We start from the raw sequence: 21,517 nt of genomic DNA, 5'->3' as shown, positions 1-21,517 counted from the left end.
GGGGGCCCCAGGCACCCATGGTGCGCGAGGCCCCCGCCGCCGGAGCCAGGCCGCCCCGCCTATCGGCGAGGCCGGCCGCTCAACAGACCGACTTGTCCGGCTTTACTCAGTAGACCGGCTTGTGCGGCTCGATCTGGTTGACCCAGCCGATCACGCCGCTGCCGACATGCACGGCGTCGGCGAAGCCTGCGGCCTTGAGGACCGCGAGGACTTCCGCACTGCGGACACCCGTCTTGCAGTGCAAGACGATCTTCTTGTCCTGCGGGAGGGACTCCAGGGCGGTGCCCATGAGGAACTCGTTCTTCGGGATCAGCTTGGCGCCGGGGATCGAGACGATCTCGTACTCGTTGATCTCGCGGACGTCGATGATCTCGATGTTCTCGCCGTCGTCGATCCACTCCTTGAGCTGCTTGGGAGTGATCGTGGAGCCGGCGGCCGCCTCCTGGGCCTCCTCGGAGACGACGCCGCAGAAGGCCTCGTAGTCGATGAGCTCGGTGACGGTCGGGTTCTCACCGCAGACCGCGCAGTTGGGGTCCTTGCGGACCTTGACCTGGCGGTACTGCATCTCCAGGGCGTCGTAGATCATCAAGCGGCCGACCAGGGGCTCACCGGTGCCGGTGAGGACCTTGATGGCCTCGGTGACCTGGATGGAGCCGATGGACGCGCACAGCACGCCCAGCACGCCGCCCTCGGCGCAGGAGGGGACCATGCCCGGCGGCGGGGGCTCCGGGTAGAGGCAGCGGTAGCAGGGGCCGTGCTCGGACCAGAAGACCGAGGCCTGGCCGTCGAAGCGGTAGATCGAGCCCCACACGTACGGCTTGTTCAGCAGCACGCAGGCGTCGTTGACCAGGTAGCGGGTCGCGAAGTTGTCCGTGCCGTCGACGATCAGGTCGTACTGGCTGAAGATGTCCATCACGTTGTCGGCCTCGAGCCGCTCCTCGTGAAGGATCACGTTCACGTACGGGTTGATGCCGAGGACGGAGTCGCGCGCGGACTCGGCCTTGGAGCGGCCGATGTCGGACTGGCTGTGGATGATCTGGCGCTGCAGGTTCGACTCGTCGACCTCGTCGAACTCCACGATGCCGAGCGTGCCGACGCCCGCGGCGGCCAGGTACATCAGCGCCGGCGAGCCCAGGCCGCCGGCGCCCACACACAGCACCTTGGCGTTCTTCAGCCGCTTCTGCCCGTCCATCCCCACGTCGGGGATGATCAGGTGGCGGGAGTACCTGCGAACCTCGTCTACGGTGAGCTCGGGGGCCGGCTCGACCAGGGGTGGCAGCGACACGGGGACTCCGTTGGTCGGTCGATCACTACAGTTGTTCTCCCCGTAACACTGCCATGGGCTTTTTCATTCCGAGACACCCGTTCCGACCTGCGAGACGATTTCGTCCCAGTAGCCGGGCATGGTCTCCCAGGGGTCGGTGCGGCCGCCGCGGTCCGTGCGGTCGGTGAACCAGATCGTCGCGGCGCCCTGCCAGCGGGCGATGCGCAGTGCCTCGTCGAGGTGGCCGAGGGGCACACCGTGGACGAAGTGGCAGAAGCGGTCGGGTGGGTAGTCGGCCGTCCACTCCGCGACCTGCGACCAGCGGTAGTCGCTCCACGAGCCCTGGAAGGTGACCAGCTGGTCGGCGCACTCGGCATAGCCGGGGTGCGGGTGGGTGCCGTGGCCGAACACGATGTGGGCCTTGTCACGCAAGGCGCGGAGTGTGCCGGCCGTGCGGCGGATCTCGGGCAGCGCGGCGCCGTCGGTCGGACAGCGGTCCAGCAGGAAGCCGTCGACCCGGTACCAGTCGAGGTACCGATGCGCCTCGGAGATCACCTCCCCGAAGGCACGCGCGCCGGAGGCCGTGCCGAGATGCGCCGTGCCGAGGCGAGCCGTGTCGAGATGGCCGAGGACACGGACTCCCGCGTGGCGGAGCTGTTCGACGGCCCGCAGACAGTGCGTGTCGGGGCGGGTGCCGGGACCGTCGGCGACGTTCAGGACGACCCAGTGCACCGGGGTGCCGGGGCGGGTGAGTTCGCCCCACTCGGTGGGAGCGAGAAGGGGGTGGGCGTAGCCGGGGATGCCGAGGCCGGTGCGGAGGGCTGTGCTCGGTGTGGTCGACGCGGTCGAAGTGGTGCCGGTCAGATGCGGCATGCCGCCTCCATCCAGATGTCACCCAGGGACTCTTCGAGGTTGATACGGGGGCGCCAGCCGAGCCGGTCGCGCGCGGTGCGCACGTCTGCCTGCTGCCAGCTGCCGCAGCCGTCGGGGTACGGGTACGCGGACGGGGCGGCGTGTCCCGGATGGGCCCCGTGTCCGACATGGGACGCGTGGTCCGAGTCGGCGCGGGGGTGGCCGATGGTGGTCCGCAACGTGCCGGGCGGGCCGTCGAGTTCGTGGAGGGCACCGCCGTATCCGGCGACCCGGGCGAGGACCGCGGCGGCGTCGCGGAGGCGGACGGCACGGCCCGAGCCGATGTTGATGACGCCCTGCGCCGCGGAGAGCGAGGCGGCGTGGACGGCCCTGGCCACGTCGCGGACGTCGATGAAGTCGCGCTGGGCGCCCAGGCCGGTGAGTTTGAGCTCGCCGTCGCCGGACTGCATGGCGCGGCGCATGGCCTCGGCGAGACGGCCGAGAGGGGAGCCGGCGGGGGTGCCGGGGCCCGCGGGCGAGAAGACCCGGAGGACCACGGCGTCCAGGCCGGAACCGAGGACCAGTTCCGTGGCGGCGAGTTTGCTGACGCCGTACGGGCCGCCGGGGCGGGGAACGGCGTCCTCGGCCGTGGAGGAGCCGGGCTGGCTCGGGCCGTACTCGGCACCGCAGCCGATCTGGACGAGGCGGGCACCGCAGCCGCTGCGGCGCAGGGCCTCACAGACGGTGGCGACGGCGACGGTGTTGTGGCGGGTGAGTTCGCGCGCGCCGCCCCGGGTGGCGCCGGCGCAGTTGATGACGACGCCGGGGTGGACCGCGTCGAGGAAGCGGGTGAGGGCGCCGGGGCTGCCGGACGCGAGGTCGAAGCGGACGTCGGCGTCGTCGCCGCGGCCCAGCGCGGTGAGTTGGACCGCGGGGTCGGCGAGCAGGCGGTCGGCCACGAAGCGGCCGAGGTAGCCGTTGGCTCCGATCAGCAGGACTCTCATCGGGCGGCTCCCGTTGCCGAGGGGTGGTCGGGTCGGGAGGTGATCATTTGGGGGTCTCCTTCAAAAGGCTTCAGGGAGGGGGACTTTCAAGAAAGGCGTACTGCAAGACGGGCGGACTTCAGAAAGGGGGCTTCTGCGGGTATGTGGGCGCGTAGGCCCGCTGCGGTCCGTGACACCGAGTGGAGATGCGCGCAGCGCCTGACGGCGCGTTGTGGGTCGCGGCCCGGTGGGGCGACTTGGCGGCGCGTCACCATGGCTGGTCCCGCGTCGCGTGCGCCGACGCCCTGGTGAGGGTGCGGGTGGCGTGGAGCAGGAGGGTCAGCGCGCCCGCGCCGCAGGCGAGGGTGGGGACGGCGGCCGGCCCCCAGGTGTCGATCAGGGCCTGTACGGGCGTTGCCAGCCAGGCGCAGCCGGGGAGGCGGGCTGCGAAGAGCGTGACCAGGGCTGTCGCCTCGGCTGAGGCTGTGGCCGTGAGGACGAGCGCGGGGGCGTGGGTGAACCCGTGGGTGGTGAGGAGGCGGGCGAGGAGGAGCAGCGCGCCCAGGGTGAGGGTCTGGGGGTAGGCGGCCGGCTCGTCCAGTGCGGTGGTGGTCAGGGTCAGCAGGGCCGTCAGGGCGCCGAGGTAGAGAACGAAGGTGCCCAGGAGCAGGGGCTTCACGGAGGTGGCGAACTCCGCCAGGCCCCGGCTGGCGGACAGTTTGCGGCGGGCCCGTACGGCGAGGAGGTGGGCGCACCAGGCCGCCGGTGCGCAGGAGAGCGTGAGGGCCAGGACGGGTGCGGTGGTGAAGGGCCAGGGGCCGTCGGCGGTGCCGGTGGGGAGGGTGTCGGGGCCTCCGGTCATGGCTGCCCGGAGGAGTCCGTCGCCGAGAAGGGCGTAGGCGATGAGCCAGGAGGTCCGGGTGGCGGTCGGGTTCGTGCGGTCCGTGGTGGCGAGCGGGCCGCGGGCCAGGGCCGCACGCAGGGCGAGGGCCACGGCCAGGGCTCCCGCCGCGGCCGCGATCACCCGGGACTGGCCGTGGGTGAGATGCAGGGCGGTCACGACCGCCGCGCAGAGGGCTCCGGGGAGGAGGGTGAGGAGAAGCCAGTCGGCACGGGCGCGGGGAGTGGTCAGGAGCGGGCCGCCGGGCGGTTTCTCGGAATCCCGGGGCACCCTGGCGTAGATCTCCTCCGCCAGGGAGAAGACGTCCCGGTGCAGGAAACGCGCGGCGGTGCGGTCGGTGACGCCGTGGGCTTCCAGACCGGCGGCGATCTCCAGGGGGTCCACCGCGCGCTCGCACAGGTCGCGGTGGCGGTGCATCAGCGCCTTCACGGGGTCGGCGCCGGTACGGCGGGGGGAGGCCGGTCGAGGGCCGACGGCGGTTGGTTCCCTGGCGGGGGTGCAGGGCTTGTCGGCCCCACCGACGCGGGTTGAGGACTCGCCAGCCCCGCCGACACGAGCCGAGGAGACCGACGACTCACCAACCCCATCGACAACCCCATCGACACGGGCCGAAAGCTCATCGGCTCCGGCGGCGGTGCCGGGCGCGCCGGCTCCGCTCTCGCGCGGGTGCGGCTCTGCCTCGGGCCACTCCTGCCGTCGTTCGTCCCATGCGCCAGGGCCGGCTGGAGCTCCTGGGCGGTCCAGTCCTCCGAGGCCGCTCATCGCGCTCCCTCCGTCGCGGGCAGCGAGGTGGCCCGTACGGGGGCTTCGGTCGGGCGGGCCGGGCCGCCGCGGGCGACCACGCGCGCGGTTCGTCCGGTCCAGCGGCCGGGCACGTGGGCCTCGGCGGGGACGGCGAAGGGCAAGGGGGCACCGGCCTCGTCGAGGACGACTCGGCGGACCGGTGTGCGCGAGACGATCTCCAGGTAAATGCCGTGAAATGCCGCGACGTTCTGCTCGACGGTGAACAGTTCGAGCGCACGCGCGCGTGCGGCGGCGCCCAGGCGTTCACGGCGCTCGGGGTCGCGCAGCAGGGCCACGCAGGCCTCCGCGAGCGCTCGCGGATTGCGCGGCGGTACGACGAGACCGGTGCCGCCGATGACCTCGACCACCGCGCCCACGTCGGTGGACACGGTCGCGCGGCCGCAGAGCATGGCCTCGACCAGGCCGATGGGGAAGCCCTCGACGACGCTGGACAGGACGGTCACGGCACCCGAGGCGTATGCGTCCGCGAGGGCCGGGATCTCCGGGCCGCCGATCTCCTCGAAGGAGACGGGGTTGTCGCCGACCGTGTGCGGGCCCTCCGCCTCGTCGGGGAAGAGCTGTACGGCCAGCGCCTTGCAGTGGCCGAGGTAGGCGGCGCCCTCGGGACCCGAGGGGGTGCCGACGATGCGCAGGCGGGCCTTCGGCTCCTCCTTGCGGACCTCCGCGAAGGCGTGCAGCAGCGACACCAGGTCCTTGGCGGGTTCGACCCGGCCGACCCAGACGAGGGTGTCCGGGTCCGCGCAGTCCGGGGCCTCACCTACCTCCGCGAAGCGGGCGGCGTCCATGCCGGGATAGACCGTGCGGAGCTTCTCGCGGTCGGCGCCGCAGCGCTCCTGCCAGCGGCGGGCGTGGCTGTTGCCGGGGGTGATGAGGGTGGCCCGGGTGTAGGTCTCGGCGGCGAGCCTGCCGTGGAAGGCGGCGAGCAGGGCGCGTACGGCGGGCGAGGACTCGGTGGCGGCCAGGTAGTGGGTGCGCAGCCGGACGCCGTACTCGGTCAGCAGCAGCGGTACGTCGCAGAAGTGGTGGGCGAGCAGACCGGGCAGGGCCGCGGTGCCGCCGGAGGTGGCGTGGCACAGGTCGACCGAGCCCAGGCCGTCGTCCTCGTACCAGTCGAGCGAGAGGGGGCGCAGGGCGCGTTCCAGATGCGCGGCGACGGCCAGCAGATCGGGTACGCGCGCCTCGCGCGCCGCGCTCGTCGCACCGCGCGCTCGGCAGGCGCGCTCCAGGGCGCGTACGGCGGCTTCGGAGCGGAGCGCTCCCACCAGTCCGCCCGCGTCGCGGGCGAGTTCGGCGAGCCCGTACAGCGCGTTGCCGAAACGGTCCGCCTCAGTGGCGGACGGGTCCTCGGATGGGCCGGCACCGTCTATGGCACTGCCCGCGCAGAGCACGGCCACCAACTCGCCGTAGCACTCGGTGAACCGCCGGCGCGCACGGCGCCCGTACCCCATCCCGTCGTCCTCGACCGTCCACAGCGGTGCCGTACGCACCCGGTTGACCTGCGGCGGCAGCGGAACCCAGCCCTCGGTCTCCTGCCGCTCGCTGCGGCTGAGCGCGTAGATGTCGAACTCGTGCTGTCCGAGCCCGCGCACGAGCCGGTCGCACCAGAGGCCGGCGTCACCGCTCACAAACGGATAGCCACCCTCCGCAATCAGTCCGATGTGCACGAGTACACCCCCGATCTCCCTAAGGGGAGCCGCCGTTCCCCCGGCGGCTCGCAGCGGGACGAACGTATGCGGACAAGGCGGTGGCGCGACGGACGGTTGTCCATCGCGCCACCAAAAGGGGTGAACGGTCGTAACTTTCCCGTGCGGGTCGCGTTCCGTCGCGCTAGGAGACCAAACGCGCACGGATCGTCACGACCGAGGCGCTCACACCACGGCCAACTCCCGTCGCGCGGCCCGCCGCTGGGCCGCGATCCGTGGGTCGAGTGCCGGTACGGCGGCCAGGAGCTGCTTGGTGTACGGGTCTTGCGGGTTGTCGTAGACCTCGTCGGCCGGCCCTTCCTCGACGATCCGCCCGCTCCGCATCACCGCGACCCGGTCGCTGACCTGGCGCACGACGGCGAGGTCGTGCGCGACGAAGACGAGCGCGAGCCCGAGTTCGCGCCGCAACTCGCCGAGCAGGGCGACCACCTGGGCCTGCGTGGTGACGTCGAGTGCGGAGACGGGCTCGTCGCAGACGATGAGGCGCGGGTCGGCCGCGAGCGCCCGCGCGATGCCCACACGCTGGCGCTGGCCTCCGCTGAACTCGTGCGGGTAGCGGTCGTAATGCGCCGCGTCGAGCCCCACGCGCTCCAGCAGCTCCCGCACGCGCCCCCGGATGCGCTCTTCATCCTTCTCGCCCCGCGCGCGGAGCGGGTCGGCGATCGACTCGCCCACGCTGCGACGGGGGTTGAGCGAGGAGACCGGGTCCTGGAAGACCATCTGGACGGCCGGACGCACGCCCACGCGCGCGTGCCCGTCGTAGCGGACCTCCCCCGCCGTCGGCTCCAGGAGACCGACGAGCATGCGCCCGAGCGTCGTCTTGCCGCTGCCGCTCTCCCCGACGATCCCGAGGGTCTCGCCTCGGTGGATCGTCAGCGACACGTCGTCCACGGCCGTGAACGCCCGCTTCCGACGCCCGAATTCACGGCGGAGGCCGGCCGCTTCCAGGACAACCTCCGCCTCCCCCGTCACCGACTCCTCCCCCGTCACCAGCTCCTCCGCCGACGCCTGCGCAACAGCGCGCGGTGCGTCCACGCGCGGGACCGCGCCGAGCAGTTCGCGCGTGTACGGCTGTGCGGGCGATCCCAGGACCGTGCCGACCGGCCCCTGCTCGACCGCGCGCCCGTGCCGCATGACGAGCACCTCGTCGACGCTCTCGGCGGCCACGCCGACGTCGTGCGTGACGAGGAGGAGCCCCATGCCCGTCTCCTCGCGGAGCGTGTGCAGGAGGTCGAGGATCTGGGCCTGGACGGTCACGTCGAGCGCGGTCGTCGGCTCGTCGGCGATCAGCAGGTCGGGTCCGCAGGCCAATGCCATGGCGATGAGGGCGCGTTGCCGCATGCCGCCGCTGAACTCGTGCGGGCGGGAACGTGACCGCCGTACCGCGTCCGGAATGCCGACGCGGTCCAGCACCTCCACCGCACGCGCGCGTGCCGCTCGTCGCGGGGCACGCGTGTGTGCGCGGTACACCTCGGCTATCTGATCGCCGATCGCGTAGTACGGGTCGAGGGACGACAGCGGGTCCTGGAAGACCATCGCGGCCTTTGCGCCGCGCAGCCGCCGCAGTTCCTCGTCCGATGCCTCCTGTACGTCCACGCCGGCCACCTCGATCGCACCGCCGACCCGCGCGCCCGTGCCCCGGTGCAGGCCGAGCAGGGCGGAGGCGACGGTGGACTTTCCGGAGCCGGACTCGCCGACGAGCGCGAGGGCGGCGCCCCGCTCCAGCCGGAACGACAGCCCGTCGACGGCCCGCAGGGACCCGAACTCGACCGTCAGGCCAGTGACCTCCACAAGGCTCATGCCAGCACCACCCGTCGGTCGGCCACCGCGTACAGGACGTCCGCGACGGCGTTGGCGAGGACCACGAAGAAGCCGATGACCAGGACCATCCCGACGACGACCGGAAGATCGACCACATTGACGGCGTGGACCAGTTCCTGCCCGATGCCGGGCAGTCCGAAGAGCGTCTCGGTGAGCACGGCACCGCCGACCGCACCGCCGAAGTTGTTGGCGTTGAGCGCGATGACCGGCGCGACGGCCCCGCGCAGCGCGTGCCGCCCGATGACGGACCGCTCGCCGACGCCGTAGGCCCGGAAGGTGCGGATGTGGTCCTCGGCCAGCGTCTCCAGCATCGCCGCCCGGGTCAGCCGGGCGAACGCGGCGGCTTCGATCAGGGCGAGCGAGAGCCAGGGCAGCAGCAGGTTCCACGCCCACTGCTCGGGATCGTCGGTGAGGGCGACGTACTGCGGGAACGGCAGCAGTTGCAGTTGCCCGCAGACGACGATCATCAGGACGAGGCCGATGACGAAGACCGGCGTGGCCACGCCGACGAGCGTGACGCCGGTCAGCAGCCGCTCGGTGAGGCGTCCGCGTCGCCATGCGGAGAGCACGCCGGTGCCGACACCGAGGATCAGCCAGAGCACCATGGCGCCGAACACGAGCGACAGACTCACCGGCAGCTTCGCCAGGATCAGCGCCGTGACCTGCTGGTCGCTCTGGTACGACAGCCCGAGGCAGGGTGCCGAGCAGTGCTGGACGGACGTGCCGGTCGAGTAGTCCTGACCGGCGACGAGGCCTTGAAGGAAGTTCAAGTACCGGGTGTACAGCGGGTCGTTCAGGTGCAGTTGCTCGGCGACCTGCTGCACCTGGGCCGGCGAGCAGCGCGGGCCGCAGGTGATCTGGGCGACGTTGCCCGGGGTGACGTAGAAGACGACGTAGACGATCACCGAGATGGCGAGCAGGGTGACGAGGGCGCCGACGGTCCGGCGCAGCGCGAAGCCGGTGAGACCGGCGAGGCCGCTCATGCCCTGGCCTCCCTCTTGCGGCCCGTCCCGACCCGCAGCCGGGACGCCGCGCGCGGGTCGAGGGCCGTGCGGACGCCGTCGCCGAGGACGGTCAGGGCCAGGACGGTCACGAAGAGCGCGCCGGCGGGCAGCAGCAGGTACTGCGGGGCTGCCTGGTACCAGACGTCGGCGGCGGTGAGCATCTGCCCCCAGGACGGCGTCGGCGGCTTCACACCGACGCCCAGGAAGGACAGGGCGGCCTCGATGGCGATGTTGGCCGGGACGAGCAGCGCCGCGTAGGTGATGACCGGCGCGGCGATGCCGGGGAGCAGCTCACGGCGGGCGATCCGCCAGGTGCCCCAGCCGCTGAGCCGGGCGGCGGCGACGTAGTCGAGTCCCTTGAGCGTGAGCGCCTGCGCGCGCACGATCTTCGCGATGTTGCCCCACGCGATCAGCCCGATCACGAGGGCGACCAGGACGGGCCGCGGGAAGCTCGACGGCACGATCGCGAGCAGCGCCAACGCCATGATCATCAGCGGCATGGCCACGATGACGTCGGTGAACCGGCTCAGCACCTGGTCGACCCAGCGTCTGCCGAGCGCGGCGGCGACGCCCACGACGACACCGATGGCGACCTGGACGACGGTCGCGGCCAGCGCGACCCCGAGGGAGACCCGGGCGCCGTACACCAGCCGCGCGAACAGATCCCGTCCGGTCTGTGGTTCGACGCCGAGCCAATGGTCCCCGCTGATCCCGCCGAAGGATCCGATCGGCACGCCCCCGCGCGCGGAGTCCACCAGAGAGGGGTGATACGTGGTCGGGTCCTGGCCCTCGATCGCGGTGAGCAGCGGCGCGGCGAGCGCGACCAGGACGAGCAGCGCGACGACGACCGCCGCGACGAGGGTGGCGCGCTGCGTCCGCAGCCGCCGCCAGAACTGACGGGCCCCCGAGGCCCCCGGAGCGGCCGCCCCGGGAGCCTCGGCGGCGAGAACTGCCTCAGTCACGGCGCTACTTCACCGCGACCTGGGAGATGTCCAGTACGCCGGTCCAGTCACTGATCACGACGTTCCGGATGTCCTTGCCGTACAGCCGCTTGTAGACCGGGTGGAAGAGCGGCACGGTCAGCGCCTGCTCGCCGATCTTCTGGTCCAGCGCGCCCCACCGCTTGGCGGCGGCGTCAAGATCGGTCAACTTGTTGATCGCGTCGATCTCCGCGTTGACCGACTTGTCGTCGAGCAGGCCCGTGTTGAAGTTCGCGCCGTCCTTCACGATCTGCCGTCCGTCGAAGATCGGGGCGAGGAAGGGGCCGCCGGAGGGCCAGTCGGCACCCCAGTGGGCGAGGAAGAAGCCGGGCTCGGTCTGCACGTCGTGGATCTTGTCGGAGTAGTCGTTCTCCTCCAGACCCTGCAGCTTGACCGTGATGCCGGCCTTCTTCAGCGCGTCCTGGATCGCGGTCGCGATCTCGGGGCTGGTCTCGAAGTCCTTGGCGTTGGAGTGGGTCAGGGTGACGGTCAGCCCGTTGGGGTGACCGGCCTCCTTCAGCAGTTCCTTGGCCTTCGCCGGGTCGCCGCTCGCGCCCGCCGGGAAGTGGTCGTACGGCGTGTAGCCGAAGGACTTCTGGTTCGGCAGGAAGGTGGTGGCGGGCTCGGCCAGCGCGGAACCACCGGCGGCGTTGACCACGGACGACCGGTCGACGGCGTACGAGATCGCCTGCCGCACCTTGACGTTGTCGAAGGGCTTGATCGTCGGGTTGAACGCGATGTAGTTGGTGTAGCCGAAGTGCCCGGTACCGACACGAGCGGCGAGCTCCTGGTCACCGGTCACCTTGGCCAGCTCGGCCGGCCCGAGGTTGGTGTCCGTGGTGACCGCGGCGGCATCCGCACCCTGGGACGAGGACAGCCGCTGGTTGATCACGGAGGAGTCGAGCCCGGATCGTACGTCGATCTTGTCGGGGTAGGCCTTACGCTCGGCGTCCGTCGAGGCGGACCAGTACGTGTTGCGCTCCAGGACGAGATGCTCGCCGTCGTTCTCGTTCTCGACGACCTTGTACGGCCCCGACGAGATCGGGTGCTCCTCGTACTTGGTGCCGGTGTCCTTGTCCTTCGGCACGGGCGTGAACTGCGTCTGCGTGGCGAGGTACGGGAACTCGCCCTCGGGCTTGTTCAGGTGGAAGACGATGGTCCGCGCGTCCGGCGTCTCGATGGCCAACAGGCCCTTCTTGTCCTTGTACGGGCCCTGGTAGTCGGCCGCACCGACCAGCCAGTCCCTCAAGTACGGGGCGCCGCCGGACAGTTCGGGGGCGAAGGAGCGCTCGATGCCGTACTTGATGTCGGCCGAGGTGATCGGGGTGCCGTCCTCGTACTTGAGGCCCTCCTTGAGGGTGTACGTCCACACGGTGGCGTCCTTGTTCGGGCGCCCGGTGTCGGTCGCGAGGTCGGGGACGACCTCGGCGCCGGCCTCGCCGTCCTCACGGTTGCGGGTGGTGAGGGTGCGGAAGACGAGGGACGGAACGTTTCCACCGCCTGAGGTGTAGAGGCGGGCGGGGTCGAAGTCCTGCTGCGGATCGGAGTTCAGGACCGTGAGCGTGCCGCCCTTGTGGGGCGTGGAGTCGACGCCGGCGCCCTTGGCATCGTTGTCCTCAGGCCCGCAGGCGGCGGCGCCCGCTGCCACGACCAGGCTGACGGATGCCGCGGCCACGCGGCGCGCTATGACGGACGGTTGACGCATCGGAGACGACCTCTCGAAATGATGAGTCTCGAATAGCGAGACGGATTGACGCGGAGTGAGACGGAGAAGAGCAGACGTCAGCCCCGGCGTCGGGTCGTCGGAAACCCGTGAACGAGCCACGGGATCGGGAAACCCGTCAGCAGGTCACGGCAAGGGAAGAAGATCGCGACGCGAACGCCAGGGGCGAGCGTCAGCGACAGTCGATGTCGGCCACGCACAAGGCGGTCACACCGATGAGCGCCAGCTCGATGGCGGCGCGAGAGGAGGTGTGACGGGTCGACATGTGCAGAAATATGTACGAGCACGCTGCACATGTCAATGTGACGAATGAGTCAGCCATGACTCAGGCGTGGGTCGGACGGGGGTCAGGCGCGGCCAGACGTGGGTCGGGCGCATGAGTTGAACGTAAGAGTCATCCGTCAATTCCCGGGATATGCCCAGGCGTTGGCCCGGCACTGTATGCCGTCGTGCTCGAGGAACTTGGTCTGCTGCTGCATGACGGGTGCGAGATCGCCGTCCTTGTCGCAGGTGACATGGGGGAAGCCCAGCCGGTGGCCGACCTCGTGGTTGATCAGCATCTGCCGGTACGCGTGAATCCGGTCACCGTAGGTCTTCGACCCCTGCGCCCATCGGTACGCGTTGATCATCACGCGCTCGGTGGCGGCCGAGTTGCACGACACGTTGTCCTCTGTGGTGTCGAGTCCGGACTTGGCGCACCAGTCAGCGGTGGTGCCGGGGCTGGCCAGCGTGATCACGAAGTCGGGCTGTCCGGAGTAGACGCGCTCGAAGGTGCGGGCGCCGTTGTGGGCCCAGCTCCGGTCGTCGTTGAGGGTCTTCTGAACGGCCTCGGCGAAGAGTTCGCCGTCGAGCCCGAGCCCCTGCTCCACATCCACGCGATAGGTGAACTTCTGCCCCGTGCCGGGGGCCTTGGCGATCCCCTGGACCGCGTCGAACTTCCCCGAGCCCTTGAGCGTGGCGCTGAGCGCGTACTTCTCCCCCATCTTCTGCTCGTACGTCAGCGGCGTCGCGCTCGGCGAACCGGACGGCGTCGGCCGCCCGTCCCCGCGCGAGGCCGGGTCACGGGCGTCCCGCGCGGCCTGATCGGTGGCGGACTGCGACTGTACGTCGCTGTCGTCCCGCCCCTTCGCGACCTGCCCGGCGACCACAACGGCCAGCACGGTGACGACGGCGGCGGCCGCGATGCCGGCGAAGGCCCGGCCCTTGGCACCCTTCGCCGGCACGGGCTCGCCGGTCGGCGGGGCGTCGTCCTGGTCGGTGTCGTTCGGTATGCCCACACCGGTCCGGGTGTCCCAGTCGGTGACGGAGGCGTACGGGTCGGCGGCGTGCGCGGAGTCGGGCCTACGGGGCGCGAAGACGTCGACGTCCTCGCCGAAGGCGTCGAGGTACTCCTGCCGGGGCCCTTCGGACGCCGCTGCCCGCCGGGGCCTGGGGAAGGGAACGCCGGTCGCGGGCGGAGCACCGGCCGGTGCGGGAGCACCGCCCTGGGCACCCCCGGCCCGCCCGCCCAACTCGCCCCAGCCACCACCGGGTTCACGCTGCTCGGGGTGGCCTCCGCGGATCAGGGGGGTGCCGTGGGCGGGCGTTCCGTCCGGGAGACGGGGCATGCCGTGGGCCGGGGTGCCGTCGGGGAACCTCGGGAAGCCGTGCGCGGGGGTGCCGTCAGGAAGCCTCGGGAAGCCGTGCGCGGGCGTGCCGTCCGGCAGCCGCGGGATTCCCTGCGCCGGCGTGCCGTCCGGGAAGCCGTGTCCTCCGTACGCCGGTGCCCCACCCGTCGGCATCCCCTGCCTGCCCGGCGTCGGACCCGGCACCCGGTGACCGGCGGGGCCACCAGGACCGACCGGCCCGCCGGGCTGCGGCCAAGCGCCCTGGACCGCACCCGGTGCCGTGCCTGCCCCCGGTGCCGCACCCGGCCGGGAAGCCGGAACCCTGCCGGGGCCGCCGCCCGGCACGGACGGCCCGCGTCGGTCCGCGCCCGTGTCCGGCGGTGCCCCCCGAGAGCCCTGTCGTGCGGTTGTGGCCGCGGTGTCGCGGTCGCGCTTGGCGGCGGACCCGCGGCGGCTGTGGCGTCCCACGTCGAGCCTCAGCTCCCCGCACTCTCGGGCACGGCGTCGCCCTCGCCCGAGTTCCGAGTCACACCCGTACCCGTATCCGCACCCGCGCCCTCACCCGCGACGTACCGGTCGCCCTCGGCCTCCGCCTCCCCGGCTTCCGCGAGGAGTTCACGGAACGCCCGGGCGACCACCTCCGGGTACTCCATCATCGCCACATGCCCGGCCTCGGGCAGGCTCAGCAGACGGGAGTCACGGAAGCTGCGCGCGGCCTTCCGGCACATGCGGTAGCCGACGAGCTGGTCCCGGCCGCCGTAGATGAGCAGGGTCGGCGCCAGCACCCGCTCGGCCTGGCGCCACAGCGCGTGCTGGCCGCCCAGTGTGTAGGCGTTGACCAGTCCGCGCGCGGAACGCGTCATCGCATCCCAGAAGTACGGCAGTTGCAGCCGCCGCTCCATCTCCTCGACCGCGTTGCGGAACCCCTCGGACGTCACCCGCCCGGGGTCGCCGTAGCACAGGTGCAGCACGCCGCGGACCCGCTGCTCCGCCGTCCACTGCCTGGTGAAGCGGGTGAAGAGCGCGGTCACTCCGGGCACCGCGAGCAGCGCCGTGGGCACGGCGCTGCGCTGGACGCGGATCTCCGGCAGCGCGGGCGACACGAGGGTGAGCGTACGGACGAGGTCGGGGCGCACCGCGGCGACGCGCGTCGTGACGGCGCCGCCGAGCGAGTTGCCGAAGAGGTGCACGGGGCCGCGGCCGGAGGCGTCCAGATAACGGATCACCGCGCGTGCGTGCGCGGTGATCGAGTAGTCGCCGTCGTCCGGCGGCGGCGAGTCGCCGAAGCCCGGCAGATCGACGGCCTCGCAGTCGACGTCGCCCTCGAGCTGCTCCATCAGCGCCGACCAGTTCTGCGAGGAACCGCCGAGTCCATGGACGTACAGCGCCGGCGGCAGCCCCTCGCGCGCGGGCGGTCTCGAACGCACCGTGAGCGTGATCCCCGGCAGCCCGACCGATCGAAGCCGCTCCCCTTCGGCGACCCTGACGGTCGCCACCTTGGGGAGCACATTGGCGGCCGACACGGACGGCAGCTCGGTCGAAGACATGCGGCAATGTTACGAGACGATCACGCCATGGTTCATGTGTTCGCCGTCACAACTCGACCAGTACACGGCAAACAACCGGCTATCCGGGGCACCCTGAATCACCGCGAATCACCAGTAGATACCCCGTGGATCGCATAGCGTCCGGAACCGGTGTCTCCTAGGCTCGTACGCAGGGCACCCGCACATGGATCCCTGCTTCAGCCAGGGACGTCGTGCCCCCACGGGGACGTCTAGGAAGGGAGCCCGCCATGGCCGTCGATCCCACCGATCCCGAGACATTCGTGGACGACGACACCGAGGAAGCCCAGGAGTTCGACGTCGAGGCCCCCACGGCCGACGCGGCAGAACAGCACGCCGATGTCAGGCCCGACCGCGACGACCCACTGACCGGGGCGGACAAGGACGGGGCCAACGAGGCCGATCTCGCCGAACAGGCACGCGTCGTCTCCATCGACGAGGACGACTACCGGTGACGCGGGCGCAGCCATGAGAACTTCGAGCAGGAACTCGTGCGCTTTTGAGTGGGAACCCGTGGGCCTATGAGCAGGAAAGAGGCCGTTTCATGCCCGTTCCGCCCCGGTTTCAAACCTTCTGTGCGACTTTCGTCACCGTCCGGTCCGTGAAATTCTGCGCTCGCACCGCGCACAGCAGGGTTACCGAAAAGTACGATGGCGGCGCGGCGCACACCGCATGTGGACGACATTGGGAGGCGGCGTGACAGCCATCGAGCAGACAGAGGCGGCACGCCCGCGGGGCACTCGCCTGCCGCGCCGTGCCCGACGGAACCAGCTCCTGGGCGCCGCCCAGGAGGTCTTCGTCGCGCAGGGCTACCACGCTGCCGCGATGGACGACATCGCCGAGCGCGCCGGCGTCAGCAAGCCGGTGCTCTACCAGCACTTCCCGGGCAAGCTCGACCTCTACCTGGCGCTGCTGGACCAGCACTGCGAGTCCTTGATCCAGGCCGTACGGAACGCGCTCGCGTCGACGACCGACAACAAGCAGCGCGTACGGGCGACGATGGACGCGTACTTCGCGTACGTCGAGGACGACGGCGGCGCCTTCCGCCTGGTCTTCGAGTCCGACCTGACGAACGAACCGGCCGTGCGCGAGCGCGTCGACAAGGTCACGAACGAGTGCGCCGAGGCGATCTGCGACGTCATCGCCGAGGACACCGGCCTCTCGCGCGCGGAGTCGATGCTGCTCGCCTCCGGCCTCGGCGGCCTCGCCCAGGTCGTGGCCCGCTCCTGGCTGCACAGCGACCGCAGCGTGCCGCGCGACCAGGCGGTGCAGCTGCTGACGTCCCTGGCCTGGCGCGGCATCGCGGGCTTCCCGCTGCACGGCTCCGAGCACCATTGAGCGCCCCGGACGCCCTCACGCGCGTGTGGGGGCGTCTACTGGACATCCGGTGGCCTCGCTCGACGCACGCGCGTGTGCGGGGCGTTTGTTCCCGTCCGCTGTTCGCTCCTGGCGTTCTTGGGCGGAGGGTGCACGTCCCCTCACCGGGCTAATGTGTGCTGGGTACGGCGCGGAAGGTCGCGCACTTCACTGACCGTCGGAGGGACATAGCCGTGGAGGTCAAGATCGGCGTGCAGCACGCGCCCCGCGAGATCGTTCTGGAGAGCGGTCAGAGTGCCGAGGAGGTCGAGCGGGCGGTGTCCGAGGCGCTGGCCGGAAAGTCTCAGCTGCTGAGCCTCGTGGACGAGCACGGCCGCAAGGTCCTGGTCCCGGCCGACCGTCTCGCATACGTGGAGCTCGGCGAGCCGGCCCCGCGCAAGGTGGGCTTCGGCGCGCTGTAAGAGCAGCGGCGGACAGACAAAGACGGGAGGGCCCGGCGACTCACGGTCGCCGGGCCCTCCCGTTTCCCCACACCACTACGAGGCCTCTCCACGGATGGCGCACAAGTCGATCACAGAGGAGGATTGCATTCCGCAGGTCAGGGGTATGACGGGCTACGACCGTTTCGAGCAGGTCGGCCATGTGGGAGGGACCCCAACATGCTCTTGGAAGCGCTGAGCTCCGCGATCCTCGGCCTGGCCCTTGCCTGGGCTGCCGCCCACCGCATGCCGCACCGCCTGCCCACGCGCTCCCTCGTCCTGCCTACGGGTGTCGCCGGCGGCCTCTTCGGCGCCTTCATCACGCACACCGCGCTGGATTTCGGCAACCTCTTCGTGATCCTCATCGGCGCGGCGGTCGTCTCCGCCGCCTCCCTCTCCCTGCTGGTACGCCCCTCGGGAAGACTGAGCCGCCACTCGGCGACCGCGTAGACCCAGAGAACGACCGGCCGCCGGAACCCTGACGTCGCGGTCGCTTCTCAGCGCCGGTCCGCGTCGTTCAGCCCGTCTGGGGGTGGCCCCTCTGGGGGAGTTTGAGGACGAGGCCCCTTCAGGGCCGAAGCGGGGGTCTGGGGGCGGCAGCCCCCAGGGACGGGACGGGTAGGGGCGGCGGGGGCGAGAACCCTACGCCGCCAGCCCCAGCGCAGCCATCCGCTTCGTGTGCGCCTCAGTGATCCGCGAGAACATCTTCCCGACCTCCGCGAGATCGAACCCGTCCGCGACCCCACCCACCAGCATCGTGGACAGCGCGTCCCGGTCGGCGACAACCCGCTGCGACTGCGACAGCGCCTCCCCCATCAACCGCCGAGCCCACAACGCCAGCCGCCCGCCCACACGCGGATCGGCATCGATCGCGGCCCGCACCTTCTCCACGGCGAACGACGCGTGCCCGGTGTCGTCGAGCACCGCCAGCACCAGCCCCCGCGTGTCCGAGTCGAGCCGAGCCGCGACCTCCCGGTAGAAGTCACTGGCGATCGAGTCACCGACGTACGCCTTGACGAGCCCTTCCAGCCAGTCCGACGGCGCCGTCTGCTTGTGGAACCCGTCCAGCGCGGCCACGAACGGCTCCATGGCCTGCGTCGGCTCCGCCCCGATCTCGGTCAGCCGGTCCCGCAGCTTCTCGTAGTGGTGGAACTCGGCCGACGCCATCTTCGCCAGCTCCGCCTTGTCCGCCAGCGTCGGCGCCAGCTTGGCGTCCTCCGCCAGCCGCTCGAACGCCGCGAGCTCGCCGTAGGCCAGCGCGCCGAGCAGGTCCACGACAGCGGCCCGGTACTGCGGATCGGCGGAGGCCTGCGCCCAGTCCTGGGCGGCGACCCCGGTGTGTTCGACAGTCGAGTCAGGGGTGTCAGCGGCGTCAGAGGTGTTGTCAGGCGTCGTCATGAAGCGCACAATAGCCCGCTCACCGCGTCACGGAAGGCCCTGGTCAATCACTGTGACGCCGACTACGTGACCAATTCGGCCATCGCATGTGCGCGTTTCCGGGGTATGGTGGTAATGCGCCCGCTGAGTACTCAGACGTATCTCGACGGGCCGCACGTTATGAGGATGCCCGGTCGGTGGCCCGATCGGCTCCGACCCGACAGCCCTCCACGGCCGTACGGCACTCTGCGTACGAAGCCCGGAGGGGGACACCCTCAGCGGTACGAGCGCTCGAGCGTCGGCAGTGGTCCCGTGCCTTACGGCCCGACCGTATGGCAGCCGACGTCCCCCGGCACGGTCCGTCAAAGACCCCCGCGCTCGCCTCGCACCGCGCACACAGAAGAGGCAGCACCCTGACTACGACTTTCCGAGAGCTCGGAATCCTTCCCGAGACCGCCGAGGCCCTTGAGGCCGTCGGCATCGTCAACCCCTTCCCCATCCAGGAGATGACCCTCCCCGTCGCCCTCTCCGGCACGGACGTCATCGGCCAGGCGAAGACCGGCACCGGCAAGACGCTGGGCTTCGGCCTCCCGCTCCTGGAGCGCGTCACCGTCCCCGCCGACGTCGAGGCCGGGCGCGCCAAGCCCGAATCCCTCACCGACGCCCCGCAGGCGCTCGTCGTCGTCCCCACGCGCGAGCTGTGCACGCAGGTCACCAACGACCTGTTGACCGCGGGCAAGGTGCGTAACGTACGCGTCCTTGCCATCTACGGCGGCCGGGCCTACGAGCCCCAGGTCGAGGCCCTGAAGAAGGGCGTCGACGTCGTCGTCGGCACCCCGGGCCGACTGCTGGATCTCGCGGGCCAGAAGAAGCTGAACCTCAAGCACATCAAGGCGCTCGTCCTCGACGAGGCCGACGAGATGCTCGACCTGGGCTTCCTGCCCGACGTCGAGAAGATCATCAACCTGCTGCCGGCCCGCCGCCAGACCATGCTGTTCTCGGCGACAATGCCGGGCGCGGTCATCGGCCTCGCGCGCCGCTACATGTCGCAGCCCACCCACATCCGCGCCACCGCGCCGGACGACGAGGGCGCGACGGTCGCGAACACCGCGCAGTTCGTCTACCGCGCGCACAACATGGACAAGCCGGAGATGGTCGCGCGCATACTGCAGGCCGACGGCCGGGGACTGGCCATGGTCTTCTGCCGTACGAAGCGCACCGCGGCCGACCTCGCCGACCAGCTCCAGCAGCGCGGCTTCGCCGCCGGCGCGGTCCACGGCGACCTCGGCCAGGGCGCCCGCGAGCAGGCCCTGCGCGCCTTCCGCAACGGCAAGGTGGACGTCCTCGTCTGCACCGACGTCGCCGCGCGCGGCATCGACGTCGAGGGTGTGACGCACGTCATCAACTACCAGTCGCCGGAAGAGGAGAAGACGTACCTGCACCGCATCGGCCGCACCGGCCGCGCGGGCGCCAAGGGCATCGCGATCACCCTCGTCGACTGGGACGACATCCCGCGCTGGCAGCTGATCAACAAGGCGCTGGAGCTCAACTTCAACGACCCGCCGGAGACGTACTCCACGTCCCCGCACCTCTTCGAGGAACTGAACATCCCCGCGGGCACCAAGGGTGTCCTGCCCCGCGCGGAGCGTAAGCGCGCCGGGCTGGCGGCGGAGGAGCTGGAGGACCTCGGCGAGACCGGCGGGCGCGGTGCGCGCGGTCGCGGTGGCCGAGGCGGCCGGGAAGAGTCCCGTACGTCCTCGGACCGCGAGCGCCCGGCCCGTACGCCGCGTCGCCGCCGCCGCACGCGCGGCGGAGCGCTGCTCGACGGGACGGCGGCGCCCGCCGCCGGTTCCGACGCTGCGGAGGAGACCGCCGAGGCCGTCACCGCGCCGCGCACCCCGCGTCGCCGTCGCCGCACCCGCGGCGGCGCTTCGGGTGAGCCGGCGCCTGCCGTGACGGCCACGTCCACGGACGCCGCGGAGGCAGCCGTCACGACGGCCGAGGGCCCGTCCCTGGACGCGACCGAGGAGACCCCGGCCAAGCCGCGCCGCCGCCGGACGCGCAAGTCGGCGGAGCCGAAGGCGACTTCGGCGGAGGCAGTGGCAACGCCGGAGCCGGAAGCCGCGCAGTCGCCGGAGGCCGAGAAGGCCGCGGAAGCCGTCCAGGTCTCCGAGCCCGCCACGGCTCCGCAGGCCGCTGAGCCCGAGGAGGCTCCCGCCGCCAAGCCGCGCCGCCGTACCCGGAAGGCGACGGTCACGGCGGAGGCCGCGGTCGCCACGGCCGAGGGCACCACGGAGGCCGTCCAGCCGACTCCGGAGACCGCGGAAACCGTGGAGGCACCGGAGACCAAGCCGCGCCGCCGTACCCGCAAGGCAACGGCCGCCGCCGAGACCGCCGTCGACACGGCCGAGGCCACCGAGGCCAAGCCCAGGACGCGCCGTACCCGCAAGACCGCCGCGTCCGTCGAGGCCGCCGACATCCCGGCCCAGACGGCCCAGGAGCCGGAGGCCGCCGAGGCCAAGCCGAAGGCACGGCGTACCCGCAAGGCGACCGCCCCGGCGGAGGCTGCCGTGGAGACGGCCGAGGCTGCCATGGACACGGTCGTGGCCGCCGAGGCGAAGCCCAAGGCACGCCGCACCCGCAAGACCGCGGCCACCGCCGAGGCCGCCGTCGACACGGCCGAGGCCACCGAGGCGAAGCCGCGCCGTACGCGCAAGGCCGCCGCGACCGCCCCGGAGCCGGAGGCCGCCGAGGCCAAGCCCCGGCGCACCCGCAAGGCGACGGCCGCCGCCGAGGTGGCCGTCGACACGGCCGAGACCGCCGAGGCCAAGCCCAGGGCACGCCGCACCCGCAAGACCGCGGCGTCCTCCGCCCTGGCCGCGGACATCCCGGCGCAGGCAACCCAGGAGCCGGCCGCCACGGAGGCTCCCGCACCGCGCCGCCGTACGCGCAAGGCGGCGGCGACCGTGGAGACCGCCGACGGCACGGCCGAGGCGAAGCCCAAGGTGCGCCGTACCCGCAAGGCCACGGCCGCCGCGGAGCCCGCGGAGAGCTGATCTCCCGTACGACGGCCCGGTCCCGCATCACGCGGGGCCGGGCCGTCGCGTTGTGGGCGCCCAGGCCCGGCGCGACCGGCA

18 protein-coding genes are annotated in these 21,517 nt (G+C 71.7%); 5 read left to right on the top strand and 13 right to left on the bottom strand.

What is annotated here, in order from left to right; translation table 11 throughout:
- Window positions 1-106 precede the first annotated feature (106 nt).
- The 12 genes from moeZ to IF78_RS0105320 form a co-directional block, all read right to left on the bottom strand.
- Window positions 107-1,285 carry an adenylyltransferase/sulfurtransferase MoeZ gene (gene moeZ / locus IF78_RS0105375; protein ID WP_031479337.1) on the bottom strand — a complete coding sequence of 393 codons (1,179 nt, stop codon included), beginning with the start codon at window positions 1,283-1,285 and terminating at the stop codon, window positions 107-109.
- A gap of 63 nt (window positions 1,286-1,348) precedes the next feature.
- Window positions 1,349-2,137, bottom strand: coding sequence for a spherulation-specific family 4 protein (locus IF78_RS0105370; RefSeq protein WP_031479335.1), 789 nt, complete (start codon window positions 2,135-2,137; stop codon window positions 1,349-1,351).
- Window positions 2,125-3,120, bottom strand: coding sequence for an NAD-dependent epimerase/dehydratase family protein (locus tag IF78_RS0105365; RefSeq protein WP_031479333.1), 996 nt, complete (start codon window positions 3,118-3,120; stop codon window positions 2,125-2,127). Before IF78_RS0105365 ends, IF78_RS0105370 begins: the two co-directional genes overlap by 13 nt.
- A 247-nt stretch (window positions 3,121-3,367) precedes the next feature.
- A complete protein-coding gene (locus tag IF78_RS43325; RefSeq protein ID WP_031479331.1) occupies window positions 3,368-4,762 on the bottom strand; it encodes a hypothetical protein in 1,395 nt (464 codons plus the stop codon).
- Window positions 4,759-6,468: a DUF3492 domain-containing protein gene (locus tag IF78_RS0105355; RefSeq protein ID WP_031479329.1), complete on the bottom strand. Its 1,710-nt coding sequence runs from the start codon at window positions 6,466-6,468 to the stop codon at window positions 4,759-4,761. Before IF78_RS0105355 ends, IF78_RS43325 begins: the two co-directional genes overlap by 4 nt.
- Before the next feature lie 204 nt (window positions 6,469-6,672).
- The gene (locus IF78_RS0105350; protein ID WP_031479327.1) at window positions 6,673-8,307 is read right to left on the bottom strand and encodes a dipeptide ABC transporter ATP-binding protein; all 1,635 of its coding nucleotides are present in this window, start codon (window positions 8,305-8,307) and stop codon (window positions 6,673-6,675) included.
- Complete coding sequence (locus IF78_RS0105345; protein ID WP_031479325.1) at window positions 8,304-9,311, bottom strand: ABC transporter permease; 1,008 nt, start codon at window positions 9,309-9,311, stop codon at window positions 8,304-8,306. Before IF78_RS0105345 ends, IF78_RS0105350 begins: the two co-directional genes overlap by 4 nt.
- The gene (locus tag IF78_RS0105340) at window positions 9,308-10,294 is read right to left on the bottom strand and encodes an ABC transporter permease (protein ID WP_031479323.1); all 987 of its coding nucleotides are present in this window, start codon (window positions 10,292-10,294) and stop codon (window positions 9,308-9,310) included. Before IF78_RS0105340 ends, IF78_RS0105345 begins: the two co-directional genes overlap by 4 nt.
- A 4-nt stretch (window positions 10,295-10,298) precedes the next feature.
- Complete coding sequence (locus tag IF78_RS0105335) at window positions 10,299-12,017, bottom strand: ABC transporter substrate-binding protein (protein WP_031479321.1); 1,719 nt, start codon at window positions 12,015-12,017, stop codon at window positions 10,299-10,301.
- A gap of 190 nt (window positions 12,018-12,207) precedes the next feature.
- Window positions 12,208-12,300 (bottom strand): Ms4533A family Cys-rich leader peptide, encoded by a 93-nt coding sequence (locus IF78_RS50625; protein WP_324617261.1) that lies wholly within the window; start codon window positions 12,298-12,300, stop codon window positions 12,208-12,210.
- A 136-nt stretch (window positions 12,301-12,436) separates the two neighbouring features.
- Window positions 12,437-14,110 carry a DUF3152 domain-containing protein gene (locus IF78_RS0105325; protein WP_031479319.1) on the bottom strand — a complete coding sequence of 558 codons (1,674 nt, stop codon included), beginning with the start codon at window positions 14,108-14,110 and terminating at the stop codon, window positions 12,437-12,439.
- Window positions 14,111-14,118: 8 nt separating this feature from the next.
- The gene (locus IF78_RS0105320) at window positions 14,119-15,189 is read right to left on the bottom strand and encodes an alpha/beta fold hydrolase (RefSeq protein WP_031479317.1); all 1,071 of its coding nucleotides are present in this window, start codon (window positions 15,187-15,189) and stop codon (window positions 14,119-14,121) included.
- A gap of 248 nt (window positions 15,190-15,437) precedes the next feature.
- On the opposite strand from IF78_RS0105320, the gene IF78_RS0105315 reads away from it, so the two are divergent.
- The 4 genes from IF78_RS0105315 to IF78_RS0105300 all read left to right on the top strand — a co-directional run bounded on the left by IF78_RS0105315 (window position 15,438) and on the right by IF78_RS0105300 (window position 17,453).
- Window positions 15,438-15,662 carry a hypothetical protein gene (locus tag IF78_RS0105315; protein ID WP_031479315.1) on the top strand — a complete coding sequence of 75 codons (225 nt, stop codon included), beginning with the start codon at window positions 15,438-15,440 and terminating at the stop codon, window positions 15,660-15,662.
- A 241-nt stretch (window positions 15,663-15,903) separates the two neighbouring features.
- The gene (locus tag IF78_RS0105310) at window positions 15,904-16,545 is read left to right on the top strand and encodes a TetR/AcrR family transcriptional regulator (protein ID WP_031479313.1); all 642 of its coding nucleotides are present in this window, start codon (window positions 15,904-15,906) and stop codon (window positions 16,543-16,545) included.
- A gap of 212 nt (window positions 16,546-16,757) precedes the next feature.
- Window positions 16,758-16,985: a DUF3107 domain-containing protein gene (locus IF78_RS0105305; RefSeq protein ID WP_019754243.1), complete on the top strand. Its 228-nt coding sequence runs from the start codon at window positions 16,758-16,760 to the stop codon at window positions 16,983-16,985.
- A 198-nt stretch (window positions 16,986-17,183) separates the two neighbouring features.
- Window positions 17,184-17,453 (top strand): hypothetical protein, encoded by a 270-nt coding sequence (locus IF78_RS0105300; protein WP_031479311.1) that lies wholly within the window; start codon window positions 17,184-17,186, stop codon window positions 17,451-17,453.
- Between the two features lie 192 nt (window positions 17,454-17,645).
- Here the strand turns inward: IF78_RS0105300 and IF78_RS0105295 are convergent, their stop codons facing one another.
- Window positions 17,646-18,410 (bottom strand): ferritin-like fold-containing protein, encoded by a 765-nt coding sequence (locus IF78_RS0105295; RefSeq protein ID WP_031479309.1) that lies wholly within the window; start codon window positions 18,408-18,410, stop codon window positions 17,646-17,648.
- Window positions 18,411-18,886: 476 nt separating this feature from the next.
- Here IF78_RS0105295 and IF78_RS0105290 point away from each other — a divergent pair, with 476 nt between their 5' ends.
- Window positions 18,887-21,436, top strand: coding sequence for a DEAD/DEAH box helicase (locus IF78_RS0105290; RefSeq protein ID WP_031479307.1), 2,550 nt, complete (start codon window positions 18,887-18,889; stop codon window positions 21,434-21,436).
- Window positions 21,437-21,517 lie beyond the last annotated feature (81 nt).

It is taken from the genome of Streptomyces bicolor (assembly GCF_000719285.1).
Taxonomy (GTDB): domain Bacteria; phylum Actinomycetota; class Actinomycetes; order Streptomycetales; family Streptomycetaceae; genus Streptomyces; species Streptomyces bicolor.
This window is presented reverse-complemented; position numbering and strand designations above follow the sequence as displayed.

What these genes read in the sequence shown, in the direction of transcription:
- IF78_RS0105345 (WP_031479325.1), bottom strand. Translation starts at nt 9,311, where the DNA reads ATGAGCGGCCTCGCCGGTCTCACCGGCTTCGCGCTGCGCCGGACCGTC.
- IF78_RS0105370 (WP_031479335.1), bottom strand. Translation starts at nt 2,137, where the DNA reads ATGCCGCATCTGACCGGCACCACTTCGACCGCGTCGACCACACCGAGC.
- IF78_RS50625 (WP_324617261.1), bottom strand. Translation starts at nt 12,300, where the DNA reads ATGTCGACCCGTCACACCTCCTCTCGCGCCGCCATCGAGCTGGCGCTC.
- IF78_RS0105300 (WP_031479311.1), top strand. Translation starts at nt 17,184, where the DNA reads ATGCTCTTGGAAGCGCTGAGCTCCGCGATCCTCGGCCTGGCCCTTGCC.
- IF78_RS0105365 (WP_031479333.1), bottom strand. Translation starts at nt 3,120, where the DNA reads ATGAGAGTCCTGCTGATCGGAGCCAACGGCTACCTCGGCCGCTTCGTG.
- IF78_RS0105290 (WP_031479307.1), top strand. Translation starts at nt 18,887, where the DNA reads ATGACCCTCCCCGTCGCCCTCTCCGGCACGGACGTCATCGGCCAGGCG.
- IF78_RS0105320 (WP_031479317.1), bottom strand. Translation starts at nt 15,189, where the DNA reads ATGTCTTCGACCGAGCTGCCGTCCGTGTCGGCCGCCAATGTGCTCCCC.
- IF78_RS43325 (WP_031479331.1), bottom strand. Translation starts at nt 4,762, where the DNA reads ATGAGCGGCCTCGGAGGACTGGACCGCCCAGGAGCTCCAGCCGGCCCT.
- IF78_RS0105350 (WP_031479327.1), bottom strand. Translation starts at nt 8,307, where the DNA reads ATGAGCCTTGTGGAGGTCACTGGCCTGACGGTCGAGTTCGGGTCCCTG.
- IF78_RS0105335 (WP_031479321.1), bottom strand. Translation starts at nt 12,017, where the DNA reads ATGCGTCAACCGTCCGTCATAGCGCGCCGCGTGGCCGCGGCATCCGTC.
- IF78_RS0105315 (WP_031479315.1), top strand. Translation starts at nt 15,438, where the DNA reads ATGGCCGTCGATCCCACCGATCCCGAGACATTCGTGGACGACGACACC.